This is a genomic window from Microbacterium sp. bgisy203, from assembly GCF_965345155.1.
Classification (GTDB): Bacteria; Actinomycetota; Actinomycetes; order Actinomycetales; family Microbacteriaceae; genus Microbacterium.
In genome coordinates, this window is sequence record NZ_CBDRLZ010000002.1 from 199,969 (window position 1) to 221,359 (window position 21,391).

16 protein-coding genes are annotated in these 21,391 nt (G+C 71.2%); 13 read left to right on the forward strand and 3 right to left on the reverse strand.

Going from position 1 to position 21,391, the window contains the following annotated elements:
• Positions 1 to 66 precede the first annotated feature (66 nt).
• A complete protein-coding gene (gene fabG / locus ACRVYW_RS04315) occupies positions 67 to 816 on the reverse strand; it encodes a 3-oxoacyl-ACP reductase FabG (RefSeq protein WP_431802041.1) in 750 nt (249 codons plus the stop codon).
• A gap of 160 nt (positions 817 to 976) precedes the next feature.
• Between fabG and ACRVYW_RS04320 the strand changes: the two genes are divergently transcribed.
• Complete coding sequence (locus ACRVYW_RS04320) at positions 977 to 2,158, forward strand: serine hydrolase domain-containing protein (RefSeq protein WP_431802042.1); 1,182 nt, start codon at positions 977 to 979, stop codon at positions 2,156 to 2,158.
• Positions 2,159 to 2,229: 71 nt separating this feature from the next.
• Here the strand turns inward: ACRVYW_RS04320 and ACRVYW_RS04325 are convergent, their stop codons facing one another.
• Positions 2,230 to 2,904: a TetR/AcrR family transcriptional regulator gene (locus ACRVYW_RS04325; RefSeq protein WP_431802044.1), complete on the reverse strand. Its 675-nt coding sequence runs from the start codon at positions 2,902 to 2,904 to the stop codon at positions 2,230 to 2,232.
• Positions 2,905 to 3,085: 181 nt separating this feature from the next.
• Between ACRVYW_RS04325 and sucC the strand changes: the two genes are divergently transcribed.
• Both sucC and sucD read left to right on the forward strand, forming a co-directional pair.
• Entirely contained in the window at positions 3,086 to 4,252 is a 1,167-nt protein-coding gene (gene sucC / locus ACRVYW_RS04330) for an ADP-forming succinate--CoA ligase subunit beta (protein ID WP_431802046.1), read from the forward strand.
• A 28-nt stretch (positions 4,253 to 4,280) separates the two neighbouring features.
• A complete protein-coding gene (gene sucD, locus ACRVYW_RS04335) occupies positions 4,281 to 5,183 on the forward strand; it encodes a succinate--CoA ligase subunit alpha (RefSeq protein WP_431802048.1) in 903 nt (300 codons plus the stop codon).
• Between the two features lie 237 nt (positions 5,184 to 5,420).
• Here the strand turns inward: sucD and ACRVYW_RS04340 are convergent, their stop codons facing one another.
• The gene (locus tag ACRVYW_RS04340) at positions 5,421 to 6,887 is read right to left on the reverse strand and encodes an NCS2 family permease (RefSeq protein ID WP_431802050.1); all 1,467 of its coding nucleotides are present in this window, start codon (positions 6,885 to 6,887) and stop codon (positions 5,421 to 5,423) included.
• 100 nt (positions 6,888 to 6,987) lie between these two features.
• On the opposite strand from ACRVYW_RS04340, the gene ACRVYW_RS04345 reads away from it, so the two are divergent.
• The 10 genes from ACRVYW_RS04345 to ACRVYW_RS04390 all read left to right on the forward strand — a co-directional run bounded on the left by ACRVYW_RS04345 (position 6,988) and on the right by ACRVYW_RS04390 (position 21,354).
• Positions 6,988 to 8,472: a cell division protein PerM gene (locus tag ACRVYW_RS04345; RefSeq protein ID WP_431802052.1), complete on the forward strand. Its 1,485-nt coding sequence runs from the start codon at positions 6,988 to 6,990 to the stop codon at positions 8,470 to 8,472.
• A 9-nt stretch (positions 8,473 to 8,481) separates the two neighbouring features.
• A complete protein-coding gene (purN, locus tag ACRVYW_RS04350; RefSeq protein WP_431802053.1) occupies positions 8,482 to 9,078 on the forward strand; it encodes a phosphoribosylglycinamide formyltransferase in 597 nt (198 codons plus the stop codon).
• A 55-nt stretch (positions 9,079 to 9,133) separates the two neighbouring features.
• A complete protein-coding gene (gene purH, locus ACRVYW_RS04355; protein WP_431802055.1) occupies positions 9,134 to 10,741 on the forward strand; it encodes a bifunctional phosphoribosylaminoimidazolecarboxamide formyltransferase/IMP cyclohydrolase in 1,608 nt (535 codons plus the stop codon).
• A gap of 202 nt (positions 10,742 to 10,943) precedes the next feature.
• Positions 10,944 to 11,261, forward strand: a complete 318-nt coding sequence (locus tag ACRVYW_RS04360) for a hypothetical protein (protein ID WP_431802057.1) — start codon at positions 10,944 to 10,946, stop codon at positions 11,259 to 11,261.
• 602 nt (positions 11,262 to 11,863) lie between these two features.
• Entirely contained in the window at positions 11,864 to 12,739 is an 876-nt protein-coding gene (locus tag ACRVYW_RS04365; protein WP_431802058.1) for a hypothetical protein, read from the forward strand.
• 36 nt (positions 12,740 to 12,775) lie between these two features.
• The gene (locus ACRVYW_RS04370) at positions 12,776 to 14,059 is read left to right on the forward strand and encodes an RDD family protein (RefSeq protein WP_431802060.1); all 1,284 of its coding nucleotides are present in this window, start codon (positions 12,776 to 12,778) and stop codon (positions 14,057 to 14,059) included.
• Positions 14,060 to 14,114: 55 nt separating this feature from the next.
• Positions 14,115 to 18,704 carry an FtsK/SpoIIIE domain-containing protein gene (locus ACRVYW_RS04375; protein WP_431802062.1) on the forward strand — a complete coding sequence of 1,530 codons (4,590 nt, stop codon included), beginning with the start codon at positions 14,115 to 14,117 and terminating at the stop codon, positions 18,702 to 18,704.
• Between the two features lie 251 nt (positions 18,705 to 18,955).
• Entirely contained in the window at positions 18,956 to 19,246 is a 291-nt protein-coding gene (locus ACRVYW_RS04380) for a WXG100 family type VII secretion target (RefSeq protein ID WP_231370862.1), read from the forward strand.
• 126 nt (positions 19,247 to 19,372) lie between these two features.
• Positions 19,373 to 19,597 (forward strand): hypothetical protein, encoded by a 225-nt coding sequence (locus ACRVYW_RS04385; protein WP_431802064.1) that lies wholly within the window; start codon positions 19,373 to 19,375, stop codon positions 19,595 to 19,597.
• Positions 19,598 to 19,599: 2 nt separating this feature from the next.
• On the forward strand, positions 19,600 to 21,354 hold the full coding sequence (locus ACRVYW_RS04390) for an ABC transporter substrate-binding protein (protein WP_431802066.1): 1,755 nt from the start codon (positions 19,600 to 19,602) through the stop codon (positions 21,352 to 21,354).
• The last annotated feature ends 37 nt before the right edge of the window (positions 21,355 to 21,391 follow it).

A 21,391-nucleotide genomic window follows, 5' to 3' on the forward strand; every position in this document is an offset into this window, starting at 1 on the left:
GCCCGGATGAGCGCGATCTGCGCCGACAATCTCTCCGATGAGCGCGATCTGCGCCGACGAACCGCGTCAGGCCTTCGGACCCCCGGCGACGTAGAGCACCTGGCCCGAGGTGAACCCCGACTCCTCGGCGCAGAAGAAGGATGCCGCGGCCGCGATGTCCTCGGGGGTGCCCGCCCGCCCGACGGGGATCTCCTTGGCCGCCGCGACCAGGAACTCGTCGAAGGTCATCCCGATCCGCTCCGCCGTCGCGCGCGTCATGTCGGTCGCGATGAACCCCGGCGCGATGGCATTCGCGGTGATGCCGTAGCGCCCCAGCTCGATCGCGAGCGTCTTGGTGAAGCCCTGCATGCCGGCCTTCGCGGCGGCGTAGTTCGCCTGCCCGCGGTTGCCGAGCGCCGAGGTCGAGGAGAGGTTCACGATGCGGCCGAATCCGGCATCCACCATGTGCTTCTGCACCGCGCGGCTCATGAGGAATGCGCCGCGCAGGTGCACGCCCAGGACCGCGTCCCAGTCGTCGTCGGTCATCTTGAAGAGGAGGTTGTCGCGCAGGATGCCGGCGTTGTTCACGAGGATCGTGGGCGCACCGAGTCGCTCGACGACCTCGGCCACGGCGGCCTCGACCGACGCAGAGTCGGAGACGTCCGCGCCGACGGCGATGGCCTGCCCGCCCGCGGCGGTGATCGCGTCGACGGTGTCGGCGCACGCCGCGGCGTCGAGGTCGAGGACGGCGACGGCATTGCCGTCGGAGGCGAGGCGACGCGCGATGGCGGCGCCGATGCCGCGGGCGGCGCCGGTGACGAGGGCGACACGGGTCATGAGGGGTCCTTTCGCGAGACGACGACACCAGCCCGGCGAGATCACGCCGTCGGGATGCCGGGGCCAGCCTACCGACCGAGCGGTATGTGCGCGCGGCCGTGCTGTCGCGCCGCCTGGACCCGTTGACCGACCGGCCGGGGCGCACGGGTAGGCTCGCGCCATGACCCCGGACAGCGACGTCACGGCCGCCTCGGACCACCCGACGCCCGACGTGGACGCGGCCGCCCACGGCACCGCGGACGAGCGCTTCGCGCCGCTCCGCGACCTCCTCGCGGCCTCCCTCGCGACCGGGGACGACCTGGGCGCGTCTCTCTGCGTGATCGAGGACGGGCGCATCGTCGCCGACCTCTGGGGAGGCTGGGCCGACGCCGCCCGCACCCGCCCGTGGCAGGCCGACACCCTCACGAACGTCTGGTCGATCTCGAAGACGGCATCCTCCCTCGCCCTCCTCGTCCTCGTCGACCGCGGCGAGGTGGACCTCGACGCGCCGGTCGCGCGCTACTGGCCGGCGTTCGGCGCCGCGGGCAAGGAGAGCATGCGGGTGCGCGACGTGCTGCAGCACCGCACGGGGGTCTCGGGCTGGGAGCAGCCCGTCACGACCGCCGACATCCTCGATGTGGATGCCGCGGCCGACCGCCTCGCCGCGCAGGCGCCGTGGTGGCCGCCGGGAACGCGCTGCGGCTACCAGGTCATCGACTACGGCCACCTCGTCCACGGAATCGTCCGGGCGGTCACCGGCCAGTCGCTCGGCGAGGTCTTCGCCGCGGAGATCGCGCGCCCGCTCGGCGCGGACTTCTGGCTCGGGCTCCCTGCGACCGAGGATCACCGCGTGAGCGACGTCGTGCCGCCGGGGCGGGGCGGCGCCGCGATCGAGCGTGACACGATCGCGTTCCGCTCGTTCACGAGTCCGGTCGTCCGTGCGACCGACGCGCTCACGCGGGAGTGGCGCGCGGCGGGGATCGGCGGCGCGGGCGGGCAGGGCAACGCGCGGTCCGTCGCGCTGAGCAACGCCGTGATCGCCGGTCGTGGCGAGGTGGGTGACGTGCGAATCCTCCGCCCGGAGACGGTCGACCTCGTCTTCGAGGACAGCGTTGCCGGGCCCGACCTCGTCCTGGGCGCACCGCTGCGGTGGGGCCTCGGGTGGGGGCTGCGCGATGCGCCATCCAGCCCCTATCTGCCCGAGGGACGCGTCGCCTACTGGGCCGGATGGGGCGGCTCGATCGTCGCCGCCGACGCCGATCGGGGTGTCACGGTCGCCTACGTCATGAACCGGATGGAGGCGGCGGTCCTCCCGGGCGAGCGCTCGATCCGCTACGTGCGCGCGGCGTTCGACGCGCTCTGAGCCCGGGCCGCGCCCGAGTCCCCGCGGAACCGCGCCCGAGTCCCCGCGCGGACCCGCGAGCGACCTGCGCGCTACAGCTCGTCGCGTAGCCGCCGGGCCATCTCGGCGATCGGCATGCGGCGCGGGAACGTCGCGATGACGACGTCGTCGGGGCGCGCGTCCTCCGCGTCGGGGTGCACGCCGAAGCGGTGCATGAGGCGGTCGTAGGCATCCGTCAGCACGTGCTCAGGCACATCCGCGCCGCGCAGCAGCCGCCGCAGGACGTGGTTGTGGACCGCGGTGACGGCCGCCGAGAAGGCGACCGCGTCGATCGGGTCGAGACCCGGAAGCGCCTCGCGCAGGTAATCGTCGAAGAGTCGCTCGTACTGGAAGACCGTGACGATCTCGCGCTCACGCAGCGCCGGCACCTGCCGGACGACGGCGTAGCGCCGCCGGGCGAGCTCGGGGTCGGCCGCGAAGTGGCGGAACACCTCGACGGATGCCGCGGATGCCGCCGCCCACGGGTTCTCCTGCGGATCGCGCCGCGCCTCGGCGAGGAACTCCCGTAGTTGCGCGAGCAGCACGTCGTGGTCGCTGAAGACGACGTCGTCCTTTCCCCCGAACTGCCGGAAGAACGTCGAGCGCGAGACCCCTGCGGCCTGGGCGATCTGCTCCACGGAGGTCGCCTCGAAGCCCTGCGCGACGAAGAGGTCGAGCGCGGCGGCGACGACGGTGTTGCGGGCGGAGGCGGGAGCGGCATCGGTCATAACGGGCCAAGCCTAGCCACCACGTGCGCCGCGCACCCGCTCAACGCGCACGGTCGGGGCACCCGGACGAGCGTATTAGGCTGGGGGATTGGCCGATCCCTCGACATCCTCTCGGCGACGAGATGACCTCGGGATGCTCTTCGGCACACCGACACCACAGACGCCCAGCGGAGGATTGCGCGTGGATCTCTACGAATACCAGGCACGTGACCTGTTCGAGAAGTACGAGGTGCCGGTTCTCCCCGGCATCATCGCCGACACCCCTGAGGAGGCGAAGGCGGCGGCCGAGAAGCTCGGCGGTGTCGTCGTCGTGAAGGCTCAGGTCAAGACGGGAGGCCGCGGCAAGGCCGGCGGCGTGAAGGTCGCGAAGACCCCCGACGATGCCTACGAGGCCGCGAAGGCGATCCTCGGGCTCGACATCAAGGGTCACGTCGTGAAGCGGGTCATGGTCGCGGCGGGCGCGCAGATCGAGAAGGAGTTCTACTTCTCGGTGCTGCTGGACCGCGCGAACCGCTCCTACCTCTCCCTCTGCTCCGTCGAGGGCGGCATGGAGATCGAGGAGCTCGCGGTCGAGCGCCCCGAAGCCCTCGCGAAGATCGAGGTGAACCCCCTGACGGGCATCGACGCCGAGAAGGCGCTCGAGATCGCCAAGGCCGGCGGCTTCGACGACGAACTCGCCCCGAAGGTGGCCGACGTCTTCGTGAAGCTCTACGACGTCTACACCGGCGAGGGCGCGACCCTCGTCGAGGTGAACCCCCTGATCCAGGATGCCTCGGGCAACATCATCGCCCTCGACGGCAAGGTGACCCTCGACGACAACGCCACCGAGGTGCGCCACCCCGAGCACGAGCTGCTCGAGGACAAGGATGCGGCCGACCCGCTCGAGGCGAAGGCCAAGGCATCCGGTCTCAACTACGTCAAGCTGGACGGCCAGGTGGGCATCATCGGCAACGGTGCGGGCCTGGTGATGTCGACGCTCGACGTCGTCGCCTACGCGGGTGAGCACCACGGCGGCGTCAAGCCCGCCAACTTCCTCGACATCGGCGGCGGTGCCTCGGCGACCGTCATGGCGGCGGGTCTCGACGTGATCCTCGGCGACGAGCAGGTCAAGTCGGTCTTCGTGAACGTCTTCGGCGGCATCACCTCGTGCGTCGCCGTCGCGGAGGGCATCGTCAAGGCGCTCGAGATCCTCGGCGACACGGCGACCAAGCCGCTCGTCGTGCGCCTCGACGGCAACCAGGTCGAAGAGGGTCGCGCGATCCTCGCGGCCGCGAACCACCCGCTCGTGACCCTCGCCGCAGGCATGGACGAGGGCGCCGACAAGGCCGCCGAGCTGGCCGCGGCCTGACCCCTCGACGAGAACAGGACTGAGAAGAATGTCTATCTACCTCAACAAGGACTCCAAGGTCATCGTCCAGGGCATCACCGGCGGCGAGGGCACGAAGCACACCGCCCTCATGCTGAAGGCGGGCACGAACGTCGTCGGCGGCGTCAACGCGCGCAAGGCCGGCACGACCGTGTCGCACGTGGATGCCGACGGCAACCCGATCGAGCTGCCCGTCTTCGGCTCGGTGGCCGAGGCCATCGAGGCGACCGGCGCGGACGTGTCGATCGCGTTCGTTCCGCCCGCGTTCACGAAGGACGCGATGGTCGAGGCCATCGACACCGAGATCCCCCTCCTCGTCGTGATCACCGAGGGCGTGCCCGTCGGCGACACCGCCGAGGCCTGGGCGTACGCGACCTCGAAGGGCAACAAGACCCGCATCATCGGGCCGAACTGCCCCGGAATCATCACGCCCGGCGAGGCGCTCGTGGGCATCACGCCGGCGAACATCACGGGCAAGGGGCCGATCGGCCTCGTCTCGAAGTCGGGCACGCTGACCTACCAGATGATGTTCGAGCTGCGCGACCTCGGCTTCTCGACCGCCATCGGCATCGGCGGCGACCCCATCATCGGCACGACCCACATCGACGCGCTCGAAGCGTTCGAGGCCGACCCCGAGACGAAGGCGATCGTCATGATCGGCGAAATCGGCGGCGACGCCGAAGAGCGCGCGGCCGACTACATCAAGGCGAACGTGACGAAGCCGGTCGTCGGCTACGTCGCCGGCTTCACCGCCCCCGAAGGCAAGACGATGGGCCACGCCGGCGCCATCGTCTCGGGCTCGGCGGGCACCGCGCAGGCCAAGAAGGAGGCCCTCGAGGCCGCCGGCGTCAAGGTCGGCAAGACGCCGTCCGAGACCGCGGCCCTCATGCGCGAGATCATCGCGGCGCTCTGACGCCGTCGCGCCGGCTCTGACACGCCGAGCGAGAGTCGAGGGGGCGGATGCCGAGGCATCCGCCCCCTCTTTCGCGCCCGCGCGCTGCGCCCTCTCTGCCCCGCGCTGACGCCCCGCCCCCGCTCGCCAATCACCGTCCCTTGCGCGAATCACCGTCGAATACGCGCGAATCGGGTGGTGATTCGCGAATCGGGCGGTGATTCGCGAGCGAGCGAGCGAGCGGCGGAGAGGGCGGCGTCAGGCGCCCAGCGCCGCCTCGATCGGGCCGCGGGCGAAGTAGATCACGAAGCCGCCCGCGACGATCCACAGCAGGGGACTGATCGACTTGGCGCGGCCGGAGAAGGCGTTCAGCAGTACCCAGCTGATGAAACCCGCGCCGATACCGTTGGCGATCGAGTACGTCATCGGCATGACGGTGACGGTGAGGAACACCGGCAGCAGCACGCGGAAGTCCTTCAGATCGATGTTGTTGATCTGCGCCATCATCATCGCTCCCACGATCACGAGCGCCGCCGCGGCGACCTCGGTGGGAACGATCGAGGTCAGCGGCGTGAAGAACATCGCCAGCAGGAACACGAGTCCGGTGACGACATTCGCAAGACCCGTGCGCGCACCCTCGCCGATGCCGGTCCCCGACTCGATGAACACCGTGTTCGACGAGGACGAGGAGAGGCCGCCCGCGATCGCGCCCACGCCCTCGACGACGAGCGCCGACTTGATGCGCGGGAAGTCGCCCTTCTCGTCCGCGAGTCCCGCCTCCTTGGCAAGCCCGGTCATCGTGCCCATCGCGTCGAAGAAGTTCGAGAAGACGAGGGTGAAGACGAGCATCACGAGAGTGACGAGGCCCACGCGCTCGAGGTCGAACGAGAAGTCGACGGCTCCGAGGAGACTGAGGTCCGGGATGCTCACGGGCGACCCGGTGAGCGCGGGGATCGTGAGACCCCAGCCTCCGGGGTTGTCGACCGCCGAACCCAGGTGCCAGATCGCCTCGGCGATGACGGCGAGCACCGTCCCCGTGACGAGGCCGATGAGCATGCCGCCCTTGACCTTCCGGGCGACGAGGATGCCGGTGACGAACAGCGTCACGAGGAAGAGCAGCGTCGGGACGGTCGCGACCGAACCGCCGATGCCCAGCCCGACCGGCGGCGAGTTCTCGCCCGTCGTCGTCACGAAGCCCGAGTTCACGAATCCGATGAACGCGATGAACAGGCCGATGCCGACGGTGATCGCGAGCTTCAGCTGCACCGGCACGGCGTCGAAGATCATCTTCCGCAGGCCCGTCGCGGCCAGGAGCACGATGATGACGCCGTTGATGACGACGAGGGCCATCGCCTCGGGCCAGGTGACCTCGCCGATGACGCTGAAGGCGAGGAACGCGTTGATGCCGAGGCCCGCGGCGAACCCGAACGGCAGGCGCGTGATGAGGCCGAACAGGATCGTCATGACACCGGCGGTGAGGGCGGTGACCGCGCCGACGGCGCCGAACGACAACGCGTTGCCGGCGACGTCCTCCTTGCCCGACAGGATGATCGGGTTGAGGACGACGATGTAGGCCATCGTCACGAACGTGACGAGGCCGCCGCGCACTTCGGCGCCGACGGTCGACCCGCGCTTGCTGATCTCGAAGAACTCGAAGAAGCGGTCGAGTGCTCCCGAGGGAGACGAATCGCTGGGGCGGGTTGCCGTGCGGCGGGGTGCTGACATGAAATCCTCCAGGAAGACGGTAGTCGATGGCGAGGCCGCTCCGTCTCGTGCCGCGCGCCCGCACGCCCCGAGCGTCGGCGCTGGGTAGGGTCGAAGCCGCATGAATCGCCTTCTCGTCGCCCTCCTCGCCGCTTTCGACGCCCTGATCGCGGCGGCCGTCGGCGTGGCCGCGGTGCTCGCCCCCCTCACCGTCTTCTGGGTGGTCGGCCTCGGCGGTGCGGACTGGGGGACGCTCTGGCCGACGTCGGTGCGCATCTGGCAGCTCGGAAACCTCGTGCCGCTCCAGATCACGCTGCCGCCCGAGTATCTGACGGCGACAGGCATCCCCACGGATGCCGGTCAGTTCTGGCTCTCCCTCGCACCCCTCGCCTTCGCGGGCGGAGTCGCGATCTTCGCGGCGCGATCGGGGGCGCGTGCGGCGCGGGCCGGGGCATGGATCCTGGGGGTCGCGTCGGGCACCCTCGTCACGGCGGTCATCGCCTGGCTCCTGTGGCGCTCGTCGGCGAACCCCGTCGCGGCGGTCTACGGCTGGCAGGCGCTGCTGCTGCCGACGGCGGTGTTCGCGCTCCCCGCACTCGGGGGAGCGGTCGTCGGGGCGTGGCGCCACGGCGACGACGGTCCGGTCGATGCGCTGCGCCTGCGCCTCACGCGTGACACGGACTGGGCGTCCGTCCCCGAGGCGGCCGCCCGCGGCCTCGGCGTCGCGGTGGCGGGATTCGTCGGCGTCGGAGCTCTCCTCGTCGCCATCGCGACGCTCGCCCGCGGCGGCCAGGTCGTCGCCCTGTTCGAGTCGGCGCATGTCGACGCGCTGGGCGCCACGATGGTCGAGCTCGGTCAGCTCGCCTATCTTCCGACGCTCGTCGTCTGGGGCGGGGCCTTCGCCGCCGGCCCCGGATTCGCCCTCGGGACGGGGACCACGGTCTCGCCGGTGGGCACCGACATCGGTGTGCTCCCCGGCATCCCGCTGCTCGGCATCATCCCCGAGACGGTGTCGTCGTGGATGCTCCTGTCGGTGCTCCTGATCGTCGCGGTCGGCTTCATCGCGGGCGCGACGGCGCGTGTTCGGCAGGGGGCGGATGCCGGGACCCCGGCGCCGCGACTGGCCGTGCTCGGGATCATCGTCATCGGTGGCGGTGCGGGAGCGGCGCTTCTCGCGGCTCTCGCGTCGGGGTCGATCGGTCCCGGGCGACTCGCCGAGGTCGGCCCGGCGCCCGGCGCCGTGGCGCTCGCCGTCGGCGTGGAACTCGCCGTCGGCGCCGCGATCGCCCTTTTCAGCCCCGTGCACCGCTCCCACCCGTACGCAGCCGCGCACCCCGACGCGTACGCCGACCCGCGAGACGGCACTTTCCTGCCGACACGCGACGTGTCGCGTGTCGTCTCGGGGGAAACGTTCCGTCTCGCGGACCTCGACGCGGGGGAAAGCGCAGCGGATGCCGAGGAGACGCAGCCCCTCGATGTCGGCGCCGCCGCCCGCGAGCCCGGCGAGGCCCACGAACCCGCCCCCGACGCCGCCGCGAAACCCGACGCCGATCGCCCCGACGAGGGCGCCGCACCCGCGCCCTCGGGCGACGAGACGCCTCGGTAGACTGGGCGCGTGCTCACGGTCGCCGTCCTCATCTCGGGCACGGGCTCGAACCTGCGTGCGCTGCTCGAGGCCGCTGCCTCGCCCGACTTCCCGGCGCGCGTCGTCGTCGTCGGGGCCGATCGCGAGGCCGACGGGTTCGTGCACGCGGAGGACTTCGGCATCCCCACCGTGCTCGTCCCTTTCCGCGAGTTCGAAACGCGTGAGCAGTGGGGCGACGAACTGCGCCGCCAGATCGACGTGTGGACGCCGGACCTCGTCGTCCTGAGCGGTCTCATGCGGTTGCTCCCGCAGGGTGTGGTGGATGCCTGGGCCCCCGCCCTCATCAACACCCATCCGGCGTACCTTCCCGAATTCCCGGGCGCGCACGGCGTCCGCGACGCGCTCGCTGCCGGCGTCGCTGAGACGGGCGCGAGCGTCATCGTCGTCGACGGCGGCGTCGACTCGGGCCCGATCCTCGCGCAGGAGCGCGTGGCGGTCCTCCCCGGCGACACCGAGGCGACGCTCCACGAGCGCATCAAGCCGGTCGAGCGGCGGCTTCTGATCGACGTCGTCCGCGGCATCGCGACCGGCGAGATCGACCTCGACGCCGTCGCCGCCACCCCCTAAACCTGCCCTTTCCCGACACCAGCCCGACACCAGACCCGACACCAGGAGTTCCCGCATGGCCGGTCCGTCCATCGATCCCGCCCTCTACCGTCACCGCGACCTCGTGCCGATCCGGCGCGCGCTCATCTCGGTGAGCGACAAGACCGACCTGCTGCCGCTCGCGCAGGCGCTCGCCGGTGCGGGCGTCGAGCTCGTGTCGACCGGCGGGTCGGCGGCGCTGCTGCGCGACGCGGGTCTCGAGGTGAAGGACGTCGCCGAGATCACCGGCTTCCCCGAATCGCTCGGCGGGCGCGTGAAGACCCTGCACCCGAGCGTGCACGCGGGCCTGCTCGCCGACCTGCGCCTCGAAGACCACGAGACGCAGCTGGCGGAGCTCGGCATCCTGCCCTTCGAGCTCGTCGTCGTGAACCTCTACCCCTTCGTCGAGACGGTGTCCTCCGGCGCGTCGGGCGACGCTGTCGTCGAGCAGATCGACATCGGCGGCCCCGCGATGGTGCGCGCGTCGGCGAAGAACTTCGCGAACGTCGCGATCGCCGTCTCGCCCGAGTCCTACCCCGCGATCATCGAGGCGCTGGGCGAGGGTGGCACGACGCTCGCGCACCGCCGCGACCTCGCCGCGCGCGCCTTCGCGCACACCGCCGCGTACGACCGTGCCGTCGCGACGTGGTTCGCCGAAGAGAGCCTGGCCGACCCGGACGACCTGCCGCTTCATCTCACGATCAAGGCCGAGCGCCTCGCGACGCTCCGCTACGGCGAGAACTCGCACCAGCGCGCCGCGATCTACACGCGCGTGGGTGGCCACGGCATCGCGCAGGCGACGCAGCTGCAGGGCAAGGAGATGAGCTACAACAACTACGTCGACGCCGACGCGGCCCTCCGTGCCGCGTTCGACATGGTCAAGCCCGCCGTCGCGATCATCAAGCACGCGAACCCGTGCGGCATCGCCGTCGCTGCCCCCACCGCCCTCGACCCGATCGCGTCGGCCCACCTGCGCGCCCACGAGTGCGACCCGGTCTCCGCCTTCGGCGGCGTGATCGCCGCGAACCGCACGGTCACCCTCAAGATGGCCGAGAACCTCCGCGACATCTTCACCGAGGTCATCGTCGCGCCGGGCTTCGAGCCCGAGGCTCTGGAGGTCTTCCGGCTGAAGAAGAACCTGCGCATCCTGCAGCTGCCCGAGGACTGGCAGCAGGAGCAGCTCGACGTGCGCCTCGTCTCGGGAGGCCTCCTGCTGCAGGATGCCGACCGCTTCCCCGCAGAGGTCGAGTCGCTCGTCGACGGCTGGCAGCTCGTCACGGGCGAGATGCCGGATGCCTCCGAGAAGGGCAACCTCGCCTTCGCGTGGAAGGCCTGCCGCGCCGTCAAGTCGAACGCGATCGTCCTCGCGACCGACTCCGCGACGGTCGGCATCGGCATGGGCCAGGTCAACCGGGTCGACTCCTGCCGCCTCGCGGTCGAGCGCGCCGGTGATCGTGCCGCCGGGTCGGTCGCCGCGTCGGACGCGTTCTTCCCGTTCGCCGACGGCCCCCAGGTGCTGATCGACGCCGGCATCCGCACCATTATCCAGCCGGGAGGATCGGTGCGTGACCAGGAGGTCATCGACGCCGCGAACGCCGCGGGCGTCACGATGTTCTTCACCGGCGAGCGCCACTTCTTCCACTGATCGCGCTTCGCGCGCCGCTCCGCGCCCCGGCGTGGCGTCCTGCTCGCGAATCACCACCGGATCCGCGAGTCACCGCCCGGTTCGCGCGCATCGAGCGGTGATTCGCGCAGGGGGCGGTGATTCGCGAACTCCGCGGTGACCTGTGGATCGTCGCGACGCAGAGGCTGATGGTCGTCTAGGGTCGCCGGGGGAGGTTGCTCGCGTGGGGATGATGCTGCCGAATGAGCTGATCTGGGTGATGGAGAAGCTCGGGTTCGAATGGCCGGATATCGATGAGGATGAGCTGCGCCGCGGTGCGCGCATCATCGCGACCTTCAGTGGCGAGCTCGACGGGCTGCGTATTCCGACGGGCAATGAAGCGGGCGCGAACGATCACTGGATCCCTGGTGGGTACCTTCCCACCGGCATCCGTGAGGCGGTGATCGATGTGCCGTCGACTGCCACAGGCGTCGGGGGCAATCTCGACGGCGACTATAACCCAGGGATGTGGCCCGGGACAGCACAATCGGTCGAGCTGTGATAGGGCCTGCCGAGCGCTCTGCAACCCACCTCGCTGCGCACGGGGGCCGTTGTCTCGTTCGACGGTGACACACTCGTGACGACAGGGGCGGCGATCGTCGAGGCGATCGAGCGCAAGTTCCGCGAAGGAGGACACGGTACCCCGAGGTGAGCGGACGTCTGATCGATGGGGTGCCGCTACTGGTTCGCGACCAGGTGTGGATCGGGCGAGTGATCTCGCGCAGGGCGTGGGGGCCGAGTGTTCCTACGGACACGGACAGCCGATCGGTCTCGACCTGGTTCAGGACCGCCCATATAGTCGCGAACTCGCAGCCACTGACGCTCGTTCGGCGTTGTGGTGGGAGATTTGCGGTCGCGCGTTGGTTGTCGTGAGGTACCGCGATGTGGGTGAACTACCTTCCGAACGGGCAGCGATACAGGTCGTGCCGACGGGGTGGGTATCGATGCGGCGTCCGACGCCTGCGAAAAAGGTTCCGCGACTCGACCTCGCGTGGTCGTGGTCCGACGTGGTCGCGCTCGCCGGTCCCGTCGTCATCCCGTAGCCTTGCTCCTGACTCACCGGCCCTGCCTGCGCCGGCCGGAACTTCACGGGAGACAGTGACGATGACGCAGACGCCTGAGGACCTCGCCGAGACCCTCACGCCGCACGTGTACGGCGCGACCGGGTTGGGGGTGCTCGCCCTCACCGCTCCCGGTGACGCGCACCCGCGCGTCGAGTACGCCGGCGGCGACCTGTTCGTCGGGCTCGACGACTCCGCGACGGGGCGTGCGGTCACGGAAGGCGACGCGAAGGCGTGGTCGCGACCGTTCCGCGAGGTCGCCGCCGACGCGATCCGCCGGGCGGGTGCCCTTCCGGCTGTGGCGGGCGGCGCGCTCGCGATCGACGACGAGACCGTCGCGGCCTCCGTGCTCATTTACCCGTCCCGGCTGAGCGAGGTCGACCTCGCCGGGCCGCCGGTGCTGTTCGCGCTCGCGCGGGATGCCGTGTTCGTGATCGGCGCCGACGACGAGGATGCCGTCGCGCACGTCCTCGACCGGGCCGAGGCCCTCTACGAGGGCGGGGGGCCGCTCATCAGCGCGCACCCGCTGGTGCTCACCCCCGAAGGATGGGCGCCGTTCGCCTGGCGCGAGGCCCTCCCGGAGCTCGCCCCGCGGTTCGAGCGCGTACTTCGCCTTTACAACGTGCGTGCCTACGAGGCGCAGGCGCCCGCGCTGCAGCGCCCCGACCTGCACGTCGCCGACCCGAAGATCCAGATGACGGACGCCGGGGTGACGGTGACGATCGCGGCGTGGCCGAAGGGCACCGCGACGCTCCTGCCCGTCGTCGACAACGTCATCGTCGCCGACCCCGCCGGCACCCTGAGCGTCGCGACGTTCGATCAGTTCCTCGACGCGGGCGGCGACGCGATCGTCCGCACCGGGCTCTCGCCGCTGCGCTACTTCGTGCCCGGCGCAGCGCCCCGCGGCGCCCAGGCGTGATCGGGGCGATGGTCGCGGCATGATCTGGGAAGTCGCATGATCTGGGAAGTCGATGAGAAGACCGACGCGCTCGAAGGCGTCGACGCGCAGGGCAGGCCCGATCCTGCCTACGCGGCGGGGCTGGGCCTCGTGCGCGCCCCGTTCGGACGCCGCTCTCTCGCCTTCGTCTGCGACCTCGCGATCTGGGCCGTCCTGCAGGTGCCGCTGTGGGTGGGCGCGGGGCCGCTGCTGGCCAAGCTCGCCGACGGGTCGATCTCCCTCTACGGACTCGTGAACCACCCCCGGTTCGTGCTCGCGGTCGTGCTGTCGGCGATCTCGGTCGCGCTCCTGCTCGTGTACGCGATCGCCCAGTGGATCCTCCACGGCAGGAAGGGCCTCACGATCGGGAAGGCGTTGACCGGCATCCGAACGATTAACGCGCGCTCGCTCGAGCGGCCGGGCGTCTGGTGGGTGCTCTGGCGGTTCGTGATCGTCGGGGCCTCCGGCATCCTGCCGGTCGCGGGGCCGGCTCTCGTGCTCTCGTCGTCGACGTTCGATCTCGAGCGGCGGGGCCGCGGCTGGCACGATCACGCGGCGCGCACCTGGCTCGTCGACATCCGCTCGGGTCTGAACCCCTACGACGAGAAGCGCATGCGCATCGCGCGCAAGACCGTGAAGGCCGAGCCCGTGCCGGAGCGGTCGTCGCTCCCGTCGCTCGCGACGGCAGCGGATGCCGACGGCTCCCTCCAGTACCGCCCCGGGACCCGCATCAGCGCGGGTGTCCTCGGTGTGGCGCGCCCCCAGGAGCCGCGCACGGCGCCCTCGGCGCCTGCAGGTCCGGCGCCCGCGGCTCCCGGGCCCGACCGCGCCTCGCTCGCCACTCCCGCGGGCGGGCAGCCCGAGCCGATGGCGCCTGCTCCCGCGCCGGTCGCTGCACCATCCGCGCCTGTCCCCGCGTCCGTCCCGGCGGTGCCCGCGCCGGAGGGGCCTCCCGCACCCGCCGCCTCCGCCGAGGCACCCGTCTTCGCGCTGCGTCTCGACTCGGGAGAGACGCTCGCCGTCGTCGAGGCGCTGCTGCTGGGGCGCGATCCCGATGCCGCGCGGGTTCCGGGCACACGCGCCGTCGCGGTGCCCGACACGACCCGTTCGCTGTCGAAGACGCACTTCTCGGTGCGCCCGGCCTCGGGCGGGATCGAGGTCGTCGACCGGCACTCCACGAACGGCAGCGTGCTCGTCCGGGCAGGGGCCGAGTACCCGCTCCCCGCCGACACGCCCGTCATCGCCGCCCCGGGCGACCGAATCCTCCTCGGAGACCGCTGGATGGACGTGGTGCCGGCGTGAGCGCGGTGCGCGCGATGTCGGAGACGATGCGCAGAATGGATGCCGGAGGACTGCCGTGCGACTGAAACTCACCCTGCACCGACACGAAGGCGACCCCGTCGACATCGTCGTGACGACCGATTCGACGGCGACCGCGGGCGATGTCGCGCGCCGTATCGCCGAGTCGGACCCCACGCGGACGATCGTGTCGGCGGAAGGCATCCCGCTCACCCTCGCGGTCGCGCCGCCGACGGGCGCGCGCATGGTGACGCTCCATCCCGACATCGCGATCGGTGAGGCCCCGATCGGATCGGGTTTCGCGGTATCGGTCGTCGATGACGGGGCCCGCTACCTCGACGCCGATCCGCGCGAGGTCGTCGGTGTGCTGCGCGCGACGGCGGGCCCGCTGGCCGGCGCCGAGTTCCCGCTCACCGTCGGCCACATGTCGGTGGGGCGGGATGCCGGCAACGACATCGTCCTCACCGATCCGATGGTCTCCAAGCGGCACGCGCGCCTCGAGATCGGGGCGTACGTCGAGGTCGTCGACCTCAACTCCGCCAACGGCGTGCTCGTCGACGGCGTGCAGATGCAGCGCGTGCGCATCGAGGAGGGCGCGCCGTTCGTCATCGGCGGCACGACCCTGGTCGTCTTCCTGACGCGGTCGTGGGACGGCACGGCCACGGAAGACCCGGTCATCGAGCGCGGCGGCGGACTGATGTTCAACCGCAGCCCGCGCGTCGAGGTGCGCTACCCGGGTACGGCGTTCAAGGCTCCGCGCCTTCCCACCGAGAAGGTCGGCAAGGTGTTCCCCTGGCCGATCCTCATCGCTCCGATCCTCATGGGGGCGGCGCTGTTCGCGCTCAACGGCAACCCCCGCTCACTCCTGCTGATCGTCATGACGCCGCTCATGGCCGCCTTCAACCTCGTCAACCAGTCGCTGCAGAGCAAGAAGAGCACGAACCACGAGTTCCTCCTCTTCGAGAGGCAGTTCGAGCAGCTCGAAGAAGACCTCTACCGCGGCAAACCCGAAGAGGAGCAGGCGCGCGGCGCCGAAGCGCCGGCCGTCGCGGAGGTGTTCGACGAGGCGATGCGCCTCGGCCCGATGCTGTGGACGCGCCGTCCCGAGCATTGGAACTTCCTCGGCCTCCGGCTCGGCACGTGCCGTCTACCCGCACGCAACACGATCGCCGACGCCGAGAGCCCCGACGGTCTGCCGGAGTACATCGAACGCGTCGACCGCCTGCGCGAACGGTACGCGTTCGTCGACGACGTTCCGGTGTTCGACACACTGTCGGCCGCCGGGTCGATCGGCATCTCGGGCCCGCGCGCCGTCGCCGCGGACGCGATGCGCGGCGTCGCGGTGCAGCTGTTCGGCCTCCATGCGCCGAACGACGTCGTGGCGGTCGCGTTCACCGACGCGTCGTGGACGTCGGAGCTCGACTGGCTGAAATGGATGCCGCACACCTCCAGCGAACGGAGCCCGTTCCGCGGTCTCGCCCTCGCCGACTCGGCGCCCACGAGCGCCGCACTGCTGAACGCTCTCGAGGAGTACGTCGCCCGAGGCGGCGGCGGGGGCGAACCTCGCGGGCCGTTCAAGGACGACTGGAACCCGCTGCTGTACGGCACGGACGTCGCGCGCGCGTCGGATGACCGGGGGAAGACCCCGCCCGTTTCGGTGGTCGTCTTCGTGACGGGCGACGCACCCGTCGACCGCGGACGCCTCACCGACGTCCTCGAGCGCGGCGCCGACCACGGCGTGCACGCCGTCTTCGTCTCGCCCACCGTCGAGTCGCTGCCGGCCGTCTGCCGGAGCTACATCGCGCTCGACGCCGACCTCGCCGACGCGCGCGTCGGTCTCGTCCGCAGCGGTGAGCTGTTCGAGCACGTCCACGTGGAAGGCGTCTCGAATGCCTACATGCAGATGTTCGCGCGCCGCCTCTCGCCGGTCGTCGACGCGAGCACCGTCGTCCACGACGCCTCCGACATCCCCGCCTCGGTCGGATTCCTCCAGCTCGTCGACCCGGCGATCGCCGAGGACCCCGGCGTCGTCATCGAACGGTGGCGACAGAACAACACGATCGTCGACCGGTCGCAGGCGCCCCGCCCGCGGCTGAAGAAGGCCGGAACCCTCCGCGCCATCATCGGCCAGGGCGCGAGCGACGCGATGGCGCTCGACCTGCGCACCCACGGGCCGCACGCCCTCGTCGGCGGCACGACCGGTGCGGGCAAGTCGGAGTTCCTGCAGACGTGGGTGCTCGGCATGGCCGCGGCGCACAGCCCCGACCGCGTCACGTTCCTCTTCGTCGACTACAAGGGCGGCTCGGCCTTCGCCGACTGCGTCGACCTGCCGCACTGCGTCGGCCTCGTCACCGACCTGAGCCCGCACCTCGTGCGGCGTGCGCTCACGAGCCTGCGCGCCGAGCTGCAGCACCGAGAGCACCTGCTCAACCGCAAGAAGGCCAAGGACCTCCTCGAGCTCGAGAAGCGTCAGGACCCCGAATGCCCGCCCTCGCTCGTCCTCGTGATCGACGAGTTCGCGGCTCTCGCGTCGGAGATGCCCGAGTTCGTCGACGGCGTCGTCGACATCGCCCAGCGCGGGCGCTCCCTCGGCATCCACCTCATCATGGCGACCCAGCGCCCGGCGGGCGTCATCAAGGACAACCTGCGCGCCAACACGAACCTGCGCATCGCCCTGCGCATGGCCGACGAGTCCGACTCGCGCGACGTCGTCGACGACGAGATCGCGGCGAGCTTCCCGCCGAACGTGCCGGGCCGCGCGATCGCCAAGACCGGGCCTGGCCGCCTCGTGCCCTTCCAGTCGGCCTACTCGGGCGGCTGGACCACGCAGGACGACGAGCCCGTCGCCGAGGTGCGCATCGCCGAGCTGCGCTTCGGCGCCGCCGCCGAATGGGAGTCGGACCGTCCCGCCGACTCCGACGCGCACGCCGAGGACCTCGGCCCGAACGACCAGAAGCGGATCGTCTCGACGCTCGTGCGCGCGAGCGACCAGGCGCGTCTGCCGCGCCCGCGGCGCCCGTGGCTCGACGAGCTGTCGCCTCTCATCGACCTCGCCGACCTGCCCAACGAGGGCGACACGCGCATCCCGATGGCGCTCATCGACGTGCCCGAGTCGCAGCAGCAGGAAGCGGCGGTGTTCGTCCCCGACCGCGACGGCTCGCTCGTCATCTACGGCACCTCGGGCTCGGGCAAGTCGACGATGCTCAAGACCATCGGCACGGCCGCGGGCATGCGTCCCGACCTCGGCCGTGTGAACGTCTACTGCCTCGACTTCGCGACGGGCGCCCTCGGCGCGCTCTCCGTACTCCCGCACGTCGGGTCGGTCGTCGACGGCGGCGACGTCGAACGCATCCAGCGGCTGCTGCGCACCCTCGACGCGGAGATGGACCGTCGCGCGGCGGCGTTCTCGGCTGCGAGCGCCGCGTCGATCCAGGAATACCGCGAGATCGCCGACCCTCATCTGCCGCGCATCATCGTCCTGATCGACAACTACCCCGAGTTCAAGAAGGACTGGGAGGTCGCGCCCGGCCGCGGGCCGTTCTACCGCACGTTCATGCGGATCCTCGGCGAGGGTCGCACCCTCGGCATCCACACCGTCCTCACCGCCGACCGCGGCAACGCCGTGCCGAGCGCGGTCGCCGCCAACATCTCGCGCAAGGTCGTGCTCCGCATGGGTGACCCGTCGCAGTACATGCTGCTCGGCGTGCCGCGTGACGTGCTCGACGAGCAGTCGGCCCCGGGCCGCGCCGTCGTCGACGGGCACGAGGCACAGATCGCGGTGCTCGGCGGCACGTCGAACGTCGTCGACCAGACCAAGGCGCTCGGCGACCTTGCCGATCGCCTGCGGCGCGAAGGCGTGCGGGACCTCCCCGAGATCGGTGCGCTGCCGACGACGGTCACCGCCCGGGAGATGCCCGCGAGCGTCGAGGGGATGCCCGTCTTCGGCGTCTCCGACGACACTCTCGCGCCGCACGGATTCGAACCCGTCGGGTCGTTCGTGATCTCGGGTCCCGCGGCATCCGGCCGCACCAATGCCCTCAAGGCGCTCGTCTCGTCCGTCGAGCGGTTCGATCCCGACGTGCGGCTGTACCACTTCGGCAGTCGGCGCTCGGAGCTCAAGGACTTCCGCCCGTGGGTGCGTAGCGCCACCAAACCCGACGACGAGAAGGAGCTTGCGACCGAGCTCGCCGAGCTCGTCGTGAGTGAACAGTACGGCGGGCGCATCATGATCGTCGTCGAAGACATGACGCACCTCTCCGACGGCCCCGCCGACCGCCCCATGCGCTCACTCCTGCAGGCGATGAACGACAGCGAGCACATCCTCGTCGGCGAGGCCGAGATCTCGCGGGCCAGCGGCAGCATCGGCGTGCTGGGCGAGTGGAAGGCGGGTAGGCAGGGCATCGTGCTCAAGCCCGACACCTACGACGGCGAGGCGGTGTTCAAGACGCCCTTCGGCCGCGTCAAGCGCTCCGATTTCCCCGTCGGCCGCGGCATCTTCGTGCAGGGCGGCCGGATGGTCACGATGCAGGTGCCCCTCGTCACCGACGATGCGCCCGTCGGAGCAGCGGCGTCCGCGTCTTCCGCCGGGGCGTCGACGCGCGCCGCAGCGCGGGCCGCGACGGCTGCGGCCGACGTTCCCGTGCCGTAGTCGACGGGGCCGATGCTGACCAACCCGGTCACGCCGCCGGGGAAACGGCGCGAGGTGGAGCGAGGAGACGACGACCGCGTGTCACCCGGTGACGCGCTGCGGGAGGTGGATCTCGACTGAGTGGATCGCGCCCCCGATCTGTGGATGAGCGAACCTGTGGATAGCTGGTGTCGAAGTGGCCCGGAATTGGTTAGCCTCGGTGACGGTGGGTTGTTCGGCCCGCCGCAGACGACACGCTGGGAGGCGGGTTCATGGCACACGATTTCGGTGCAACGTACAGCGAGATGGAGAGCGCGGCACAGCGGCTGCGCGACGGTCGTCAGACCGTCACCGACACGCTGAAGGAGCTGCAGGGCATCATCGATGACCTCGTGCAGGACGGCTTCAAGACCGAGAACGCTTCGGAGGCCTACTCCACGGCGTACTCGGAGCTCACCACGTCGCTGGACGACGCGGCCGAGGCCGTCAACGACATGGCGCAGGCCCTCGACCGTATGGCGGACCGCATCCGCGACACCGACGCGGAGCTCGCCGGCGGCTGAACCGGCTCGACCGGCTCTCCACAGCGGGCCGCGCGGTGGTCTCACGACCGCCCGCGGCCCGCTGTGCGTGTCGGAGATGTACCCCGCTGGTGACCTAGGATCGGGGAGACGAACGGAGTGAAGGCAATGGCACCCTCGCAGACCTATTGGTACAACCTCACGTCGCAGACCGTCGTACGCGACGACGAGCGTCCCTCGGAGGACTGCATCGGACCGTTCGCGACGGCGCAGGAGGCCGAGGAGTCTCCCGCCGTCCTCGTCGAGTACGCCCGGGCGTGGCTCGACAGCGAAGAGAGCGAGCCCTACCGGGCGATGGCGGCAGAGGCCGACGACGCGGCCGACTACAGCTGACGATGAGGGCACCGGGCCGCCTTGCCGCGGCATCCGTCGCTCTCGCGATCGCGGCGACGCTCGGCGCCTGCGCCCCGGCACTGCCCGACACCGTCGACGCCGGAACAGAGGTCGTCGTCGGGTGGGCGGCGGAGCTCACCTCCCTCAACCCCGTCGCCGCCCCCACGCCCGGAAACCTCGACATCGCCGCCGTGACGCGTGACGGCTTCGGCGACATCGTCGACGGAGAGTTCGTCGCCGACCCGGCGTTCGGCAAGGTCTCGATGATCGACGGCGGTGCGTTCACCGTGCGGTACGACCTCGCCGAACCGGCCTGGTCGGACGGCATCCCGCTCGACGGCGCCGACCTGATGCTCGGCTGGGCCGCCGCGGCCGGGCTCTTGGACGACTCCGCGAGCGGCGAGCCCGCGCCCCCCGGCACCGAGCCCCCTCTGGCCACACCCACCCCGAAGCTCGACGAGTTCGCCCGCGCGATCGAGGTGGCCTTCCCGGCGCCGACGATCTCATGGCAGAGCGCGGTGCGTGCGGACGTCCCCGCGCACGTCGTCGGACGCATCGCCTTCGGGATCGACGACCCGATGGAGGCGAAGCAGGCCGTGATCGGCGCCATCCAGGAGCGCGACGAGCGCGCCCTCGGCGAGATCGCCGAGGCGTGGCGCGATGGCTTCGCCCTCGACGAGGATTTCGCGCTGAGCGAGGGCGAGGCGTCGCCCGAGACGTTCGTCTCGAGCGGTCCGTACCGCGTCGCGGCCGTCGCGCGCGCGGCCGACGGGCAGAGCGTGACCCTCGTGCCGAACGGCGCCTACCGCGGCGCGCCCTCGCCGCAGGTCGCCCGTGTCGAACTCGTCCCCCCGGGCGACGCGCCCCTCGGCGAGATCGGCGAACGCCTCGACATCGCGACCGTCGCACCCGTGGTCGAGAATCGCGCTCCGGTGCGCGAGCTCGAGCGTCGCGACACGGGCGTGCAGACCACCCACGACGGCACCGTGTGGACCGTGCTGCTGCGTCCCGCCGGCGTGTTCGGCGGTGCGCCGGCGCGCTCGGCGTTCCTGCGGAGCATTCCGGCATCCGACCTCATCGATCGGGGCGCCGGGGAGTGGTCCTCGGCCTACACGAAGACCACCGCGCTGACCGCCGCGCCCGGGTCGCGCGCCTTCGACATCGTCAGCGAGGATTCCGGCTTCGCGTCGACCCTCGGCGCGGCCGCCGACGACGGAGCCCTCGAGCGCGAGGCGGCGGGGGTCGCCGCGGGGACGGCCGTGTGCGTGCTCTACGACCGCACCAGCGCCTTCGCCGCCGGAGCCTTCAGCGCCCTTCGAGACGCCGTCGGCGAAGAGGGCTGGTCGGCCACCGACTGCGGGAGCGACGACCTGAACGGCGCGCTGGCGGGCGGGGCGTGGGATGCCGTCATCACCCGGGTCGAGGTCCCCGACTCGGTCGCCGGACTGAAGGCGCTGTGGGGGATCGGCACCACGTCGGCGGTGACGGCGCAGGTCGTCGGCCCGCTCGCCGCCGGCCAGGAGGCCATCGACCGCGACGCGCTCCTTGCCGAGCTCGATCGCACGGTCGATGTCTATCAGGCGCGGGAGCTGCGTGCGCAGATCGAGGCGACGCTCGTGCGCTCCGCGATCGCGAAGCCGCTCGCCGCGAACCCGCGTGTCACCGTCGTCGATAAGGACGTGACGGGCGTCACGGTGCGAAACGGCCCCCGCGCGCCGTTGCTGTCGGGCGCGGCGCAGTGGAAGGTCGAGCCCTGAGTCGCGTGCCGCGCGCTGCGCGGCCCGATCGGGAGTT

Coding starts and splice junctions, on each gene's coding strand:
- fabG (WP_431802041.1), bottom strand. CDS start 816: ATGACCCGTGTCGCCCTCGTCACCGGCGCCGCCCGCGGCATCGGCGCC.
- ACRVYW_RS04320 (WP_431802042.1), top strand. CDS start 977: ATGACCCCGGACAGCGACGTCACGGCCGCCTCGGACCACCCGACGCCC.
- ACRVYW_RS04325 (WP_431802044.1), bottom strand. CDS start 2,904: ATGACCGATGCCGCTCCCGCCTCCGCCCGCAACACCGTCGTCGCCGCC.
- sucD (WP_431802048.1), top strand. CDS start 4,281: ATGTCTATCTACCTCAACAAGGACTCCAAGGTCATCGTCCAGGGCATC.
- ACRVYW_RS04340 (WP_431802050.1), bottom strand. CDS start 6,887: ATGTCAGCACCCCGCCGCACGGCAACCCGCCCCAGCGATTCGTCTCCC.
- ACRVYW_RS04345 (WP_431802052.1), top strand. CDS start 6,988: ATGAATCGCCTTCTCGTCGCCCTCCTCGCCGCTTTCGACGCCCTGATC.
- purH (WP_431802055.1), top strand. CDS start 9,134: ATGGCCGGTCCGTCCATCGATCCCGCCCTCTACCGTCACCGCGACCTC.
- ACRVYW_RS04365 (WP_431802058.1), top strand. CDS start 11,864: ATGACGCAGACGCCTGAGGACCTCGCCGAGACCCTCACGCCGCACGTG.
- ACRVYW_RS04370 (WP_431802060.1), top strand. CDS start 12,776: ATGATCTGGGAAGTCGATGAGAAGACCGACGCGCTCGAAGGCGTCGAC.
- ACRVYW_RS04380 (WP_231370862.1), top strand. CDS start 18,956: ATGGCACACGATTTCGGTGCAACGTACAGCGAGATGGAGAGCGCGGCA.
- ACRVYW_RS04385 (WP_431802064.1), top strand. CDS start 19,373: ATGGCACCCTCGCAGACCTATTGGTACAACCTCACGTCGCAGACCGTC.
- ACRVYW_RS04390 (WP_431802066.1), top strand. CDS start 19,600: ATGAGGGCACCGGGCCGCCTTGCCGCGGCATCCGTCGCTCTCGCGATC.